Genomic DNA, 12,832 nt, shown 5'->3' on the forward strand with positions numbered 1-12,832 from the left:
CCCGGCGGCCCGCGCTCCTAGGCTGGGAAGGTGAGCAACCAAGCGCCGAACCAAGCCCGCGAAGCCCGAGTGATCCCGCTGCGCCCGCCTGCCGTGCGCCCGCCCGCCGTGCGCCCGGCGACCGAGCGGCCCCCGGCCAGAGAGCCCCTCTGGCGCGACCTGGTCGGAGACGTCCTGCGCCGCGAACGCCAGGCCCAGGAACGCACGTTGAAGGACGTCGCCGACGCGGCCCGGATCTCCATGCCGTATCTGTCGGAGGTGGAGCGCGGCCGCAAGGAGGCCTCCTCGGAGGTCCTCGCGGCCGCCGCCCACGCCCTCGGCCTGAGCCTCGCCGACCTGCTGGCGCGGGCGCAGGGCGAACTCGTCCGGCTCGGCAGCCGACGCCCCGACCGCAGCCGTACGACGAGCACGACGAGCACGACGCGTACGACGAGCACGGCGCGGACCTCGCCGTACGACGGGCTCTGCCTGGTCGCCTGACGGGTGGTGCGGGCCGGCGTCTCAGACCTTCGGGAGACGTCGGCTCAGCACCTCGTCGGCGAGTCCGTAGTCCACCGCCTCCTGCGCGGTGAACACCTTGTCGCGGTCCATGTCCGCGCGCAGCGTGGCGATGTCGTGGTGGGTGTGCCGGGACAGCACCTCCTCGACCTGGGCGCGGATGCGCACCATCTCCTTGGCCTGGAGGGCCAGGTCGGAGACCGTGCCGCGGTGTCCGCCGCTGGCCGGCTGGCCGAGCAGCACGCGCGCGTGCTCCAGCACGAACCGGCGGCCGGGATCCCCGCCGGCCAGCAGCACGGCCGCCGTCGAGGCCGCCTGCCCGACGCAGAACGTCGAGATCGGCGCCCGGACGTAGGACATGGTGTCGTAGATCGCCATCAGCGAAGTGAACGAGCCGCCGGGCGAGTTGAGGTAGATCGCGATCTCGTTCTCCGGGGCCGACGACTCCAGGTGCAGGAGTTGCGCGATGACGACGTTGGCGACGCCGTCGTCGATGTCGGTGCCGAGGAAGATGATCCGCTCGGACAGCAGCCGGCTGAAGACGTCGTAGGACCGCTCGCCCTGCGGGGTGCGCTCGACGACGTTCGGAATCGTGTAGGTCCCCATGGTCACAGCCCCATCCGTCGCTTCGCGGCGGCCGGGCGGACGTCGGCGAGGGACTCCACCACCCGGTCCACGATGCCGTACTCCCTGGCCTCCTCGGCCGTGAACCAGCGGTCGCGGTCGCCGTCGCGGGAGATGGTCTCCGGGGACTGGCCGGTGTGCTCCGCGGTGATCCGCTCGATGGTCCGCTTGGTGTGGTCCAGGTTCTCGGCCTGGATCTCGATGTCCGCCGTGGTGCCGCCGATCCCGGCGGACGGCTGGTGCATCATGATCCGCGCGTTCGGCAGCGCGTACCGTTTGCCCGGCGCGCCGACGCTCAGCAGGAACTGGCCCATGCTCGCGGCGAATCCCATGGCGAGCGTCGAGACGTCGTTCGGGATCAGCCGCATCGTGTCGTAGACGGCCAGGCCCGCGTGCACCGACCCGCCCGGGCTGTTGACGTACAGGGCGATGTCGGTGCGCGGGTCCTCCGCCGACAGGATCAGCAGCTGGGCGCAGACCCGGTTCGCGGAGACCTCGTCGACCTGGGTGCCGAGCAGGACGATGCGCTGGGCGAGCAGTTGGGCGGCGAGCTGGTCGTCGAACCGGGTGGGCGGGGTGTCGCCCTCCTCGGCCCGGGGAGCGAGCGTGGTGAGCAGGGTCATCGGGTCTCCTCGTGGTCTCGGCGATGCCGTCGAATCCACTCTTGACCTCGGACGACACCCGAACGCCGTTTCTCTGCCCGGGGCAGATTCGCCACGGGCAGAGCGCTCACCGGACCCGCCCACCGGACCTGCCCGCTCGACCCGCCCGCTCAGCCCTTCTCGCGCAGTTGCCGGAAGAACGCCCGTACGTCGTCCACCAGCAGGTCCGGCTCCTCCATCGCCGCGAAGTGGCCGCCGCGGTCGAACTCCGTCCAGCGCACCAGGTTCTCGGTGCGCTCGGCCCTCTGCCGCAGCGGGATCTGCGGCTCGGCGGGGAAGAGGGCGACCGCTGTCGGCGCCGTCGACGGTTCCCGGGGTGCGGCCGCCCGGCCGGTGGCGTGCTGGCGCTCGTAGTACATCCGGGCGGACGAACCGGCCGTCCCGGTCAGCCAGTAGAGCATCACGTCGGTCAGGAGCCGGTCACGGTCGACGGCCTCCTCCGGCAGCTCCTCCGAGTCCGTCCACTCCCGGAACTTCTCGACGATCCAGGCGAGTTGGCCGACCGGCGAGTCGGTGAGCCCGTACGCCAGGGTCTGCGGGCGAGTGGCCTGCTGGAGGTAGTAGCCGGTGCCCTCCGCCGAGAACGCGACCCACCGGCGCCACGACCGAAGCGTGTGCTCCGCCTCCTGAGGGCTCAGGGCCTCGAGCTCCTCGGCTGTGGGCTCCCGGGTGGCCTGCGCCCCCGGCAGCAGGTTCAGATGGACGCCGATCAGCCGGTCGGGATGGGCGCGGCCCAGCTCGCGGGAGATCACCGCGCCCCAGTCGCCGCCCTGCGCCCCGAACCGCTCGTAGCCGAGCCGGGACATCAGCTCGGCCCATGCGTCGGCGACCCGCCCCGCCTCCCAGCCGCTGCCGGTGAGCGGCCCGGACAGGCCGAACCCCGGGATGCTCGGCACGACGACGTGGAAGGCGTCGGCCGGGTCCCCGCCGTGCGCCGCCGGATCCGTCAGCGGGCCGACCACGTCCAGGAACTCCACGATCGACCCCGGCCAGCCGTGGGTGAGGATCAGCGTGGTGGCGTCCGGCCCGGGGGAGCGGACATGGACGAAGTGGACGTTCGCCCCGTCGATCGTGGTCGTGAACTGCGGCCACTCGTTCAGCAACGCCTCGGCCGCCCGCCAGTCGTACTCCTGCCGCCAGTACCGGGCCAGCTCCCGCAGATAGTCGCTCGGCACGCCGTACGCCCAGCCGGTCGAGGGCAGTCCCTCGGGCCATCGGGTCCGGTCGAGCCGGTCGGCGAGGTACCCCGTCGACGCCATCCGGATTAATCCGCGGCCGAGCGATGAGTTCCGGAGCGTACGGCAGTCGACACTGATGACCGCGATCCACGCCCAGGAGGTACTCATGACCACCGACGGATTCACCACGTGTCTCTGGTTCGACGGCCAGGCCGAGGAAGCCGCCCACCACTACGTGTCGATCTTCAAGAACTCCAGCATCGGCACGATCGGCCGCTACAACGAGGCGGGCCCCGGCCCGGCGGGCTCCGTGCTGGCCGTGGAGTTCACGGCCAACGGCCAGAAGTTCGTCGGGATCAACGGCGGCCCGCAGTTCACGTTCAGCGAGGCGGTCTCCTTCCAGATCTACTGCGCCGACCAGGAGGAGGTCGACTACTACTGGACCAAGCTCACCGAGAACGGCGGCGAGGCCGGCCCCTGCGGCTGGCTCAAGGACAAGTACGGACTGTCCTGGCAGGTCATCCCCGACGGGTTGATCGAGATGATCTCCGACCCCGACCCGGAGAAGTCCGTCCGCACCACCAAGGCCATGTACGCCATGAGCAAGCTCGACATCGCCGCCCTGAAGAAGGCCTACGACGGCGAGTAGCACCTCCGGGCGGGCGGCGCGCCGTCAGAGCCGGGCCTCGGCCAGGATCTCCTTGATCACATGCCGAGAGTTCTCCGCCAGCGGCGGATTGGTCTCCCAGTAGTACGGCAGCTGGATCAGCGAGATGGACAGCGCCCAGCCCCGGCCGCGCGCCCACTCGGCGTCGTCCGCGCCCACCGCCTCGCGGAACGTGCCGCGGGCGGAGGCGGGCAGCAGGTTCCAGGCGGGGATCAGATCGACGGCCGGGTCGCCCACCCCCACGCCGCCGAAGTCGATCACCGCCGTGAGCTCGCCGTCCTCGACCAGCACGTTCCCGGGGGACAGGTCGCCGTGGGCCCACACCGGCTCCGCCGTACGTCCCGGCGTCCGCAGCGCCTCCTCCCACAGGGCGGTGACGGCGTCGGTGTCGATCCGCCCCTCCAGTTGGGCGAGGGCCTCGCGCGTCGGGGCGTCCCGTTCCGCCAGCGGCACGCCGCGGTGGTTGCGCGGCCCGCCCCGCGCCGCGATCCCGCGCAGGGCGGCGACGAACGCCCCCAGGCCGGCGGCCAGCAGCTCCGGCCGCTCCACCGCGCCCGCGACCGGATTACGGCCGTCCAGCCAGCGGTAGACGGACCAGGGCCAGGCGAACCCCTCGCCGGGCGCGCCCTGCGCCAGCGGCAGCGGGGTGGCGACGGGCAGCCGCGGGCCCAGCCGGGGCAGCCACCGCTGCTCGTGCGCCACGTCCTCGACCGCGCCCGGATACCGGGGCAGCCGCACCACCATGTCGTCGCCCAGCCGGAACATGGCGTTCTCCGTCCCGGAGGAGGCCAGCCGCCGTACCGGCAGACCGGCCCACCGGGGGAACTGGGCGGCGATCAGCCGGCTCACCAGCGGGGCGTCGACGTCGGCCTCGTCCGGGCGCATCCTCACAGCAGACATGCGCCACATTCCAGGGGATCGACGTACCGGCTGTCCAACGGAATTCGGACGCGGTCGCCGGTGACCGCCCGGCGTCAGACGCGGTCGGCCGCGATCAGCAGATACTGGAAGCTGCCGTTCCTGTAGGCGGTCAGGAACGTTTCCTCGATGCCGGTGACCAGATGGTCGGCCTGGCTGCGCAACTCCCAGTAGGGGATGGCCGCGTCGGTGAGGTCCTCCACATGGACCGGCACCAGCCGGTTGCGGGCCAGCGCCCGGAAGTAGGCCGAGCGAGGGTGGATGTCGCAGATGTAGTGGGCGTTGATGAGCGACACCTCGCGCGAGGCCCGTCCGTAGGCGTCGTTGTAGCAGCCGGTGATCACCACATAGCGCCCGCCGCGGCGCAGCAGCCGGGCGTGCTCGGCGAACAGCAGGTCCAGCTCGACGTACATGGTCGACTCGTTGTTCCAGGACGCCGAGTACGCGCCCGTCTCCAGGCCGGTGTCGAGCATGTTGCGGTGGTGGTAGCGCACCCGGTCGTCGATGCCCCGCTTGCGCGCCTGCTCGTTCGCGAACTCGGCCTGCTTCGCGGAGATCGTGACGCCGTCCGCCTGGCAGCCGTAGCGCAGATGCGCCACCACGCTGCCGCCGCCGCGTCCGCAGCCGGCGTCGAAGACGCGGTCGGCGGGCGCGAGCGGCCCGAGCCGGGCGGCGAGCAGTTCGGCCTGGGAGTGCTCCAGCCGGTGCAGTTCGCCGGTGATGCGCTCGCGGCGCAGCTCGGCGTCGGGTTCCTCGAGCGCGGACCAGTCGGCGTCGCCGACGCCGTAGTGGTGGTGGTAGAGGTCGTCGATCCTGCCGAGTTCGAGGTTGACCGGGTTCTCCTCGGCGTTCCAGTACTCCGCGACGCGGTTCTGGTACGTCGACTGGGCCGGCACCGGTAGGGCCGTGGCGATGGCGTGGGGGGTCATGGTCAACGGTGGCTCCTCGTGCTGCTGTGCGTGACGGTCCTGCCGTGCAGGACGGTGCTGTGCATGACGGCGCTGCTGTGTATGACGGTGTGTCAGGGAGACGTGGGTCACCAGTAGTCGGGCAGGTGGTAGCGGTGGCTGTTGGTGGCGTGCCACTCGTGGTTGCCTGCCACCCAGTCCGACAGGCTCTTGAGGTAGCGCTCGACGAGCGGCGAGGTGGCGGCGAGCAGGGCGGACTCGTCCTCGAACGCCTGCATGATCTGGTTGTGGATCTCGACGGACTTCAGGTAGGCGGCCTTCAGCCCGTGCCGGTCGTTGGCGGCGACGACCTGCGGCAGGTTGAGGTGGGCGGGGTCGGCGGCCAGCTCCTTGGTGAAGGAGTACAGGTCGTTGACGAGGGTGGTGGCGTTGCAGGCGAGCGCGGTGACGCGCTGGATCTCGGGCCGGGCGTAGAGCTGCTCGGGCAGTTCGTAGCCGTCCACCGCGTCGACGATCGACAGACACGGACGGAAGTTGTTGAACTGCCGCATCGCCAGGTACTCCCACACCCGCGGCACGTACCGGGTCTCCCCCCAGGCCGCCTCGCCGAGATAGCCCAGGTGAAGCCGGGCGATGTCGTGCAGGAACCGGTCGGTCTGACTGGGGGTGGCGAGGACGGCGTAGTCCTTCAGCGCCCAGTGGTACGAGCGCAGCGGACCGTCGGCCTGCACCCCGGTCGCCCACTCCTGCTGGAGGTCGGGTGGGCCGTGGAAGGGGTCGAGCGCCGACTGGGCGATGATCAGCCGGCCGCCCAGGCCGCTGCGGGAGCCGCCCTTGTCCTCGTCCTCCTCGCAGTAGCAGTTGTCGACGATGTTCTCGGCCAGCAGCAGCTTTCCGGCCACCGTGAGGCGCTCCAGGTCGGCCGCGCACGGATGCTGGAGCACCACGGCACGGCCGAACTGGAACCCCGCGAAGTCCCCGTCCCAGGCCGCCGGGAACAGGTCGAGGCGGCGGGCCCACTCCTCCAGCCGGCGGTCGACCTCCGCGGCCTTCTCCGGGTCGGCGGGGGCGACCTCACGGTGGCGCAGCCCGGGGATCGCCCCGCCGCGCCGGGCCCGCAGACCGGCGGCGAGGTTCGGCGGTCCGGGCAGTGCGCTCCCGGTCATTCGGCCGTCCGGCCGATCTGGACGTTCTCCAGCACCCCGGCGGCGTCGGGCACCAGAAGGGCCATCGAGTAGTAGGCGGTCACGAGGTAGCGGATGATCGAGTTGCCGTCGATCCCCATGAACCGCACGTTCAGGCCGGGTTGGAACTCCTCGGGGATGCCCGTCTGGTACAGGCCGACGGCGCCCTGGTCGCCCTCGCCGGTGCGCAGCGCGATGATGCTGCTGGTGTGCTGGGGGCTGATCGGGATCTTGTTGCAGGGGAAGATCGGCACCCCGCGCCAGGCCGGGATCTCATGCCCCTCGACGGTCGCCGTGCCCGGTACCAGGCCGCGCCGGTTGCACTGCCGGAAGACGGCCGCGATCGTCTTGGGGTGGGCGAGGAACAGCTTGGTCTTGCGCCGCATCGACAGCAGCTCGTCCATGTCGTCCGGGGTCGGCGGACCGGTGAGGGTGCTGATGCGCTGCCCGTAGTCGATGTTGTGCAGCAGCCCGAACTCGCGGTTGTTGACCAGCTCCCACTCCTGGCGCTCGCGGATCTCCTCGACGGTCAGGCGGAGTTGCTGCTGGGTCTGGTTCATGGGGTGGTTGTAGAGGTCGGCGACCCGGGTGTGCACCTTCAGCACGGTCTGGGTGAGCGACAACTCGTACTCGCGCGGCGAGAGTTCGTAGTCGACGAAGCCCGCCGACAGCGTCGGCTCACCGATGTGGCCTGCCTGGACCGGCAGTTCGGCCTCGCCCTTCCTGTTCATCGGCAGCCGCTGCCGATCGGCGTAGGCCTGCAGATGCGTGGCCAGGGACGGCACCCGCCCGACGAACTCCCGCAGCACGTCCCAGGGCAGGGCGAGCAGCACGCCCGAGGTCTCCGCGCGCACCGAGCTCAGCCACAGCGGGTCGTCCTGTCCGACGGCCTCGTCGCCGAGCTGGTCGCCGCCGGAGACGACCCCGACGATCTCCTCCTCGCCGTACTTGCCGGCCGTGAAGCGGGTGAACCGGCCGTGCACGACGAGATAGGCCTCCGTCACCGGCTGCCCCGCCTCGAAGACGACCTGCCCGGCCCGGACCTCCCGGACCTGGAAGCGGGCGGCGAGCTCCGCGAGGGTCCCGTTGTCGGAGTAGCCGCGCAGCACGGGCAGCTCGGTGAGGGTCTCCGGGATGACCCGGACGTCGTCCCCGCCGTTGTGCTCGAACTGCACCCGCCCCCGGCCGACCTTCAGCTGCAGCCGCCGGTTGACGCGGTAGGCGCCGCCCTTGACGTCCACCCAGGGCAGCATCCGCAGCAGCCAGCGCGAGCTGATGGCCTGCATCTGGGGTTCGGACTTGTGGGTCGTGGCGAGCTGGCGTGCCGCCTGGGTGCTGAGACTGGTGAGCTGTCCGTCGGCGGACGGTTCGGGGGCCGGCTCGTCGAGGGCGGGACCGGTGGCGCTGTCCGGTGTGGACACATTCCCTCCAGGAAGATCGGTACGGTGATCCGCGTGCACCAGCCAAACACCCTGCGTGACGGACGGGTACGGCGTGAAAGGGGCGGTTTCGCGCCCCAGGAGGTGCAGATCTTCCCGAAGGGGTGCAAGCGGCACGGTGTGCACGTGCGCTTCCCCTGAATGCTCCCGTACGCCGTAGATGTCAGGTGTCACTCCTGGTGACAGGGGAACGGGCTGTCCGCGTTCGGCGCGCGCGTCGCCGGACGGGTGGTTAGCGTGAAGAACCGGACAGTCCATCTCATCGGAAGGGTCGCCGTCATGGCCGTACGACCAGAGGGAACCCCTTGCTGGGCCGACGCGATGTTCAGCGATGTCGAGGGGGCCAAGAGCTTCTACGGCGACGTCCTCGGCTGGACCTTCGGCGAGGCGTCGTCGGAGTACGGCAACTACACCCAGGCCTACGTCGACGGGAAGGCGGTGGCCGCCGTCGTCCCGCCGATGCCCGGGCAGGAGGGGCAGTCGCAGTGGTGTCTGTACCTGGCTTCCCCGGACGCCGCCGCGACCGCCGCGAAGATCCGCGAGCACGGCGGCGAGGTGCTGATGGAGCCGATGCAGGTCGGCGAGTTCGGCACGATGTGCCTGGCCCGCGAGCCCAGCGGCGCCGTGTTCGGGGTGTGGCAGGCCGGCGTCCACGAGGGCTTCGAGGCGCCGCCCGAGCAGCCCGGCGCGTTCTGCTGGGCCGAGTTCTTCACCCGGGACCCGGAGGCGACGGACGCGTTCCTGCCCGCCGTGTTCCCGTACACGGCGAAGCAGATGCAGGACGCGGTGATGGACTTCCGGCTGTTCGAGATCGGCGGAGACATGGTCCTCGGCCGGATGAAGATGACGGAGGACTTCCCGCCCGAGGTGCCGTCGTACGTCAACGTCTACTTCACCGTCGACAACTGCGACGACGCCGTCGCCCGGGCTGCCAAGCTCGGCGGCGTCCTGCGCTTCGGCCCCATGGACACCCCGTTCGGACGGTTCGCGGCCCTCAGCGACCCGCAGGGCGCGAACTTCTCGGTGATCGACGTCACCACCACCGTGGGCGCGATGCCCCAGACCACGGACGTGTCCTAGGCGCGACCCCTGAGGGCGTCTCCTGGGCGGGCGAAGCCCCGCACCCGGCCATGGCATGATCGTGCGCATGCGTGAACGAGTGGTGGCCGCGTGCGACGGGGCTTCGAAGGGAAACCCGGGACCGGCGGCCTGGGCGTGGGTGGTCGCCGACGGAGCGGAGGCCCCGGCCCGCTGGGAGGCCGGGCCGCTGGGCAAGGCCACCAACAACGTCGCCGAACTCACCGCGCTGGAACGCCTGCTGGCGTCGACCGACCCCGCCGTGCCGCTCGAGGTCCGGATGGACTCGCAGTACGCCATGAAGGCCGTCACCACCTGGCTGCCCGGCTGGAAGCGCAACGGCTGGAAGACGTCGGCCGGCAAGCCGGTCGCCAACCAGGAGCTGGTCGTCCGTATCGACGAACTGCTCGACGGCCGCTCGGTCGAGTTCCGTTACGTGCCCGCGCACCAGGTGGACGGCGACCCGCTGAACGACTTCGCCGACCGTGCCGCCAGTCAGGCGGCGATCGTCCAGCAGGCGGCGGGCAGCGACCAGGGCTCGCCCGAGCCGCCGCCCTCCCCGGACACCCCGAAGGCGAAGTCCGCGTCGAGGTCCGCACCGGGATCCGCCCGTTCCGCCGGGGCCAAGTCGCCCCGGAAGAGCGGCGGTTCGTCGTCCCGCACGATCAAGGCCAAGTTCCCCGGCCGCTGTGTGTGCGGCCGCCCGTACGCGCAGGGCGCGGACATCGCCAAGAACGCGCAGGGCTGGGGACACCCGGAATGCCGTACGGCCGACGAGAGTTGAGCGTCCCGCCGAGTCGTCAGTCGGTGTCGAAGGCGTAGTGCGCGGTGTGGTCGAGCAGATCGGCCGGGGCGGTGTCGTTCCAGGGCTTCATCGTCTCGTGCAGGTCGACGACGTCCGGCGTCCCGCCGCCCGGGACGTACCCGGACCCCGGGTGTCGGCGCTGCCACTGGGCCCACAGCTTGTCGATGTAGGCGTGGTGCAGCCAGAACACCGGGTCGTTGGGGGAGACCCCGGTCGCCATCTGCCCGCCGACCCACACATGGACCCGGTTGTGCAGATTGACCCCGCGCCAGCCCTCCAGGTGGTTGCGGAACCCCTCGGATCCGCTGTTCCAGGGCGCCGTGTCGTACGTCGCCATCGCCAGCACCGAGTCGACCTCGGCCCGGGTCGGCAGCTCACGGACGTTCGTCCCCAGGCCGCGCCGCAGGTAAGTCCGGCCGTCGACACGGACGTTGACCGGCCAGTCGCCGGTGGCCGCGGCGAACGGGCCGTCCATCACCCGGCCGTCGAGACTGCGCCCGGTGCCCCCGAGGAAGTCCGGCGCCCACAGCGAGGAGCGCGTCGAACGGTCGGCGGACCAGTCCCAGTACGGCAGCGCCACCGACGCGTCCACCGACTGCAGCGCCCGCTCGAACTCCAGCAGGAACCTGCGGTGCCACGGCAGGAACGACGGCGAACGGTGCCCGGTGCGCTCGCCGTTGTCGGTGTCGCCGACGATGAACGCGTTGTGGGTGGTGACGAAGGCGTCGTAGCGGCCGCTGCGCTTGAGGTCGAGGACGGCGGCGACGAAGCGCCGCTTCTCGTCGGCGGTCAGCGAGGCCTGGTTCTTGCGGACGGTCATGTGCGGATGCTCCAAGTGTGCGTACGGCTCGGTCGGTTGGCCGGGACCTCAGTTGGCCGGGACGGGGGAGGAGGCGGGGAAGGGGAGGAGCCGGGCGCCCTGGAGTTCGTCCACCGCGGCCCGGGCGGCGGCCCGCGGGGTGGCCACCGGGTCGTAGTGGCTGACCACGCTGATCCATGAGCCGTCGGCGTTGCGCATCACGTGCAGCTCGACGCCGTCCACGTACACGCCGTAGCCGCCGCCGTGGTGATGGCCGCCTCCCGACGTCGGCCGGCCCTGTATCCGGCGGCCCTTGTAGACCTCGTCGAAGGAAGCGGGGGAGTCGTGGCCGTCGTGGCGGTGGTCCTCGGCGCGGGCGGCGGGTGCGGTGAGGAGCTGGGCTCCGGCGGCGACGGCCGCGGCGGCGAGGGCGTGACGGCGGGTGAGTTCGGGCATGCGGGACCTCTCGGGGTGCGTTGGGTTGACGACCCCGCATGCCTATCGACCGGGTGGAGGCGGCCGCGACCGGTTGGCTACGATCCGGACAATTAATCACATGTCGTGCAATGTTAAACAAAGATGATCTTGTCGTCGGATGGCGTCCGAGTGGCCCGGAAGGGGCAATTCCTTTCTGTGGGAGCCCCACTTCGGGTGATCTTTTCGCGCGGCGGCGCGCCGTCGGCGGCGCGGCCCACCTGGGAAAAGTGGCGCGAACCGGGAGGTTCGACGTCAGTGCGGCAACCGTCCCGACTGCTACCCTGCGTCGTCAATTCATCACGACCGGTCATTCCTAGGGGTGTGCGTGAAGGTCGCCTGTGTCGGCGGCGGGCCCGCCGGCCTGTATCTCTCGATCCTGCTCAAGCGGCAGGACCCGTCCCACGACGTCACCGTCTACGAGCGCAACCCGGAGGGCTCGACCTACGGCTGGGGCGTCACCTACTGGCAGGGGCTCCTCGACCGACTCCACGCGTGCGACCCCGAGTCCGCCCGCGCGATCGACGAGAGCTCTGTCCGCTGGAACGAAGGCGTCGCCCACGTAAGGGATCTGGCGACCCGTCAGCCCGGCGACGAGGGTCACGGCATCGGCCGCCACCGACTGCTGGAGATCCTCGCCGCCCGGGCCCGCGCCCTCGGCGTACGGCTGGAGTTCGAGCACGAGATCACGGCCGAGAACCCGCCGGACGCCGACCTCGTCGTGGCCGGCGACGGCGTCCACAGCGCCCTGCGCACCCGCCACGCCGGACACTTCGGCGCCGAACTCACACCCGGCCGCAACTCCTACATCTGGCTCGGCACCAGCAAGGTCTTCGACTCCTTCACCTTCGCCTTCGCGGAGACCGAGCACGGCTGGATCTGGTGCTACGGCTATGCCTTCAGCGCCGAACAGAGCACCTGCGTCATCGAATGCGCCCCCGAGACCTGGACCGGACTCGGCCTGGACCGGGCGGGCGAGGCCGACGGACTGGCCCGCCTGGAGAAGCTCTTCGCGCACATCCTCGACGGCCACCCCCTGATCGGCCGCGCGTCCGCCGACGGCAGCGCCCAGTGGCTGACCTTCCGCACCCTGACCAACCGCTCCTGGTACCGCGACAGCCTCGTCCTCCTCGGCGACGCCGCCCACACCACCCACTACTCCATCGGCGCCGGCACCACCCTCGCCCTGGAGGACGCCATCGCCCTGGCCGACGCGCTGCGCGAGAGCCCCGACGACCTCCCGCAGGCCCTGGCCCGCTACGAGCGGGAGCGCAAGGCGGCCCTGCTGTCCCTGCAGAGCGCCGCCCGCTACAGCGCCCAGTGGTACGAGAACCTCGACCGCTACATCCACCTCCCCCCGGAGCAGATGTTCGCCCTGCTCGGCCAGCGCCACTCGCCCCTGCTGCCCTATGTCCCGCCCCAGCTGTACTACCGCCTCGACAGGGCCGCCGGGCAGCTGGAGTCCCTGCGCCGGTTCAAGCGCTGGCTCGGACCGAAGCTCGCGCGCAGCGCGCACGCGCGGGCGCTGACCTCCCGCAAGTAGCCGTCACCGGGCCCGCCCGGGCCCGCGAAGCGCCCGCCGAGCGCCCGCGCCGGTCT

Annotated in this window: 14 protein-coding genes; 5 read left to right on the forward strand and 9 right to left on the reverse strand. The window is 71.2% G+C overall.

Annotation, left to right across the window (positions count from 1 at the left end):
- Positions 1-30: 30 nt before the first annotated feature.
- On the forward strand, positions 31-480 hold the full coding sequence (locus OG562_RS42535; RefSeq protein ID WP_266407708.1) for a helix-turn-helix domain-containing protein: 450 nt from the start codon (positions 31-33) through the stop codon (positions 478-480).
- A gap of 21 nt (positions 481-501) precedes the next feature.
- Here OG562_RS42535 and OG562_RS42540 read toward each other — a convergent pair whose 3' ends face one another.
- From OG562_RS42540 to OG562_RS42550, 3 genes are all read right to left on the reverse strand, one after another.
- Positions 502-1,104, reverse strand: a complete 603-nt coding sequence (locus OG562_RS42540) for a ClpP family protease (RefSeq protein WP_266407710.1) — start codon at positions 1,102-1,104, stop codon at positions 502-504.
- A gap of 2 nt (positions 1,105-1,106) precedes the next feature.
- The gene (locus OG562_RS42545) at positions 1,107-1,745 is read right to left on the reverse strand and encodes an ATP-dependent Clp protease proteolytic subunit (protein ID WP_266407712.1); all 639 of its coding nucleotides are present in this window, start codon (positions 1,743-1,745) and stop codon (positions 1,107-1,109) included.
- A 149-nt stretch (positions 1,746-1,894) separates the two neighbouring features.
- Positions 1,895-3,043: an epoxide hydrolase family protein gene (locus OG562_RS42550; protein WP_266407715.1), complete on the reverse strand. Its 1,149-nt coding sequence runs from the start codon at positions 3,041-3,043 to the stop codon at positions 1,895-1,897.
- Positions 3,044-3,128: 85 nt separating this feature from the next.
- On the opposite strand from OG562_RS42550, the gene OG562_RS42555 reads away from it, so the two are divergent.
- Positions 3,129-3,611, forward strand: coding sequence for a VOC family protein (locus OG562_RS42555; RefSeq protein WP_266407718.1), 483 nt, complete (start codon positions 3,129-3,131; stop codon positions 3,609-3,611).
- A gap of 24 nt (positions 3,612-3,635) precedes the next feature.
- Here the strand turns inward: OG562_RS42555 and OG562_RS42560 are convergent, their stop codons facing one another.
- The 4 genes from OG562_RS42560 to OG562_RS42575 all read right to left on the reverse strand — a co-directional run bounded on the left by OG562_RS42560 (position 3,636) and on the right by OG562_RS42575 (position 8,060).
- Positions 3,636-4,529 (reverse strand): aminoglycoside phosphotransferase family protein, encoded by an 894-nt coding sequence (locus OG562_RS42560; RefSeq protein ID WP_266407720.1) that lies wholly within the window; start codon positions 4,527-4,529, stop codon positions 3,636-3,638.
- Between the two features lie 74 nt (positions 4,530-4,603).
- Positions 4,604-5,476, reverse strand: a complete 873-nt coding sequence (locus tag OG562_RS42565; RefSeq protein WP_266409825.1) for a geranyl diphosphate 2-C-methyltransferase — start codon at positions 5,474-5,476, stop codon at positions 4,604-4,606.
- 107 nt (positions 5,477-5,583) lie between these two features.
- On the reverse strand, positions 5,584-6,621 hold the full coding sequence (locus OG562_RS42570; RefSeq protein WP_266407722.1) for a family 2 encapsulin nanocompartment cargo protein terpene cyclase: 1,038 nt from the start codon (positions 6,619-6,621) through the stop codon (positions 5,584-5,586).
- On the reverse strand, positions 6,618-8,060 hold the full coding sequence (locus OG562_RS42575) for a family 2B encapsulin nanocompartment shell protein (RefSeq protein ID WP_266407725.1): 1,443 nt from the start codon (positions 8,058-8,060) through the stop codon (positions 6,618-6,620). The genes OG562_RS42570 and OG562_RS42575 overlap by 4 nt, the downstream gene beginning before the upstream one ends.
- A gap of 297 nt (positions 8,061-8,357) precedes the next feature.
- Here OG562_RS42575 and OG562_RS42580 point away from each other — a divergent pair, with 297 nt between their 5' ends.
- Positions 8,358-9,158 carry a VOC family protein gene (locus tag OG562_RS42580; RefSeq protein ID WP_266407728.1) on the forward strand — a complete coding sequence of 267 codons (801 nt, stop codon included), beginning with the start codon at positions 8,358-8,360 and terminating at the stop codon, positions 9,156-9,158.
- Positions 9,159-9,213: 55 nt separating this feature from the next.
- Positions 9,214-9,939, forward strand: coding sequence for a ribonuclease H (locus tag OG562_RS42585; RefSeq protein WP_266407730.1), 726 nt, complete (start codon positions 9,214-9,216; stop codon positions 9,937-9,939).
- Between the two features lie 16 nt (positions 9,940-9,955).
- On the opposite strand, the gene OG562_RS42590 is transcribed toward OG562_RS42585, so the two are convergent.
- A complete protein-coding gene (locus OG562_RS42590) occupies positions 9,956-10,780 on the reverse strand; it encodes a tyrosinase family protein (protein ID WP_266407732.1) in 825 nt (274 codons plus the stop codon).
- 48 nt (positions 10,781-10,828) lie between these two features.
- Positions 10,829-11,215, reverse strand: a complete 387-nt coding sequence (locus OG562_RS42595) for a tyrosinase family oxidase copper chaperone (RefSeq protein ID WP_266407734.1) — start codon at positions 11,213-11,215, stop codon at positions 10,829-10,831.
- 340 nt (positions 11,216-11,555) lie between these two features.
- Between OG562_RS42595 and OG562_RS42600 the strand changes: the two genes are divergently transcribed.
- A complete protein-coding gene (locus OG562_RS42600) occupies positions 11,556-12,776 on the forward strand; it encodes an FAD-dependent monooxygenase (RefSeq protein ID WP_266407737.1) in 1,221 nt (406 codons plus the stop codon).
- Positions 12,777-12,832: the final 56 nt, after the last annotated feature.

It is taken from the genome of Streptomyces sp. NBC_01275, assembly GCF_026340655.1.
GTDB lineage: Bacteria > Actinomycetota > Actinomycetes > Streptomycetales > Streptomycetaceae > Streptomyces.

What these genes read in the sequence shown, in the direction of transcription:
- OG562_RS42540 (WP_266407710.1), bottom strand. Translation starts at nt 1,104, where the DNA reads ATGGGGACCTACACGATTCCGAACGTCGTCGAGCGCACCCCGCAGGGC.
- OG562_RS42545 (WP_266407712.1), bottom strand. Translation starts at nt 1,745, where the DNA reads ATGACCCTGCTCACCACGCTCGCTCCCCGGGCCGAGGAGGGCGACACC.
- OG562_RS42550 (WP_266407715.1), bottom strand. Translation starts at nt 3,043, where the DNA reads ATGGCGTCGACGGGGTACCTCGCCGACCGGCTCGACCGGACCCGATGG.
- OG562_RS42555 (WP_266407718.1), top strand. Translation starts at nt 3,129, where the DNA reads ATGACCACCGACGGATTCACCACGTGTCTCTGGTTCGACGGCCAGGCC.
- OG562_RS42560 (WP_266407720.1), bottom strand. Translation starts at nt 4,529, where the DNA reads ATGTCTGCTGTGAGGATGCGCCCGGACGAGGCCGACGTCGACGCCCCG.
- OG562_RS42565 (WP_266409825.1), bottom strand. Translation starts at nt 5,476, where the DNA reads ATGACCCCCCACGCCATCGCCACGGCCCTACCGGTGCCGGCCCAGTCG.
- OG562_RS42570 (WP_266407722.1), bottom strand. Translation starts at nt 6,621, where the DNA reads ATGACCGGGAGCGCACTGCCCGGACCGCCGAACCTCGCCGCCGGTCTG.
- OG562_RS42580 (WP_266407728.1), top strand. Translation starts at nt 8,358, where the DNA reads ATGGCCGTACGACCAGAGGGAACCCCTTGCTGGGCCGACGCGATGTTC.
- OG562_RS42585 (WP_266407730.1), top strand. Translation starts at nt 9,214, where the DNA reads ATGATCGTGCGCATGCGTGAACGAGTGGTGGCCGCGTGCGACGGGGCT.
- OG562_RS42590 (WP_266407732.1), bottom strand. Translation starts at nt 10,780, where the DNA reads ATGACCGTCCGCAAGAACCAGGCCTCGCTGACCGCCGACGAGAAGCGG.
- OG562_RS42595 (WP_266407734.1), bottom strand. Translation starts at nt 11,215, where the DNA reads ATGCCCGAACTCACCCGCCGTCACGCCCTCGCCGCCGCGGCCGTCGCC.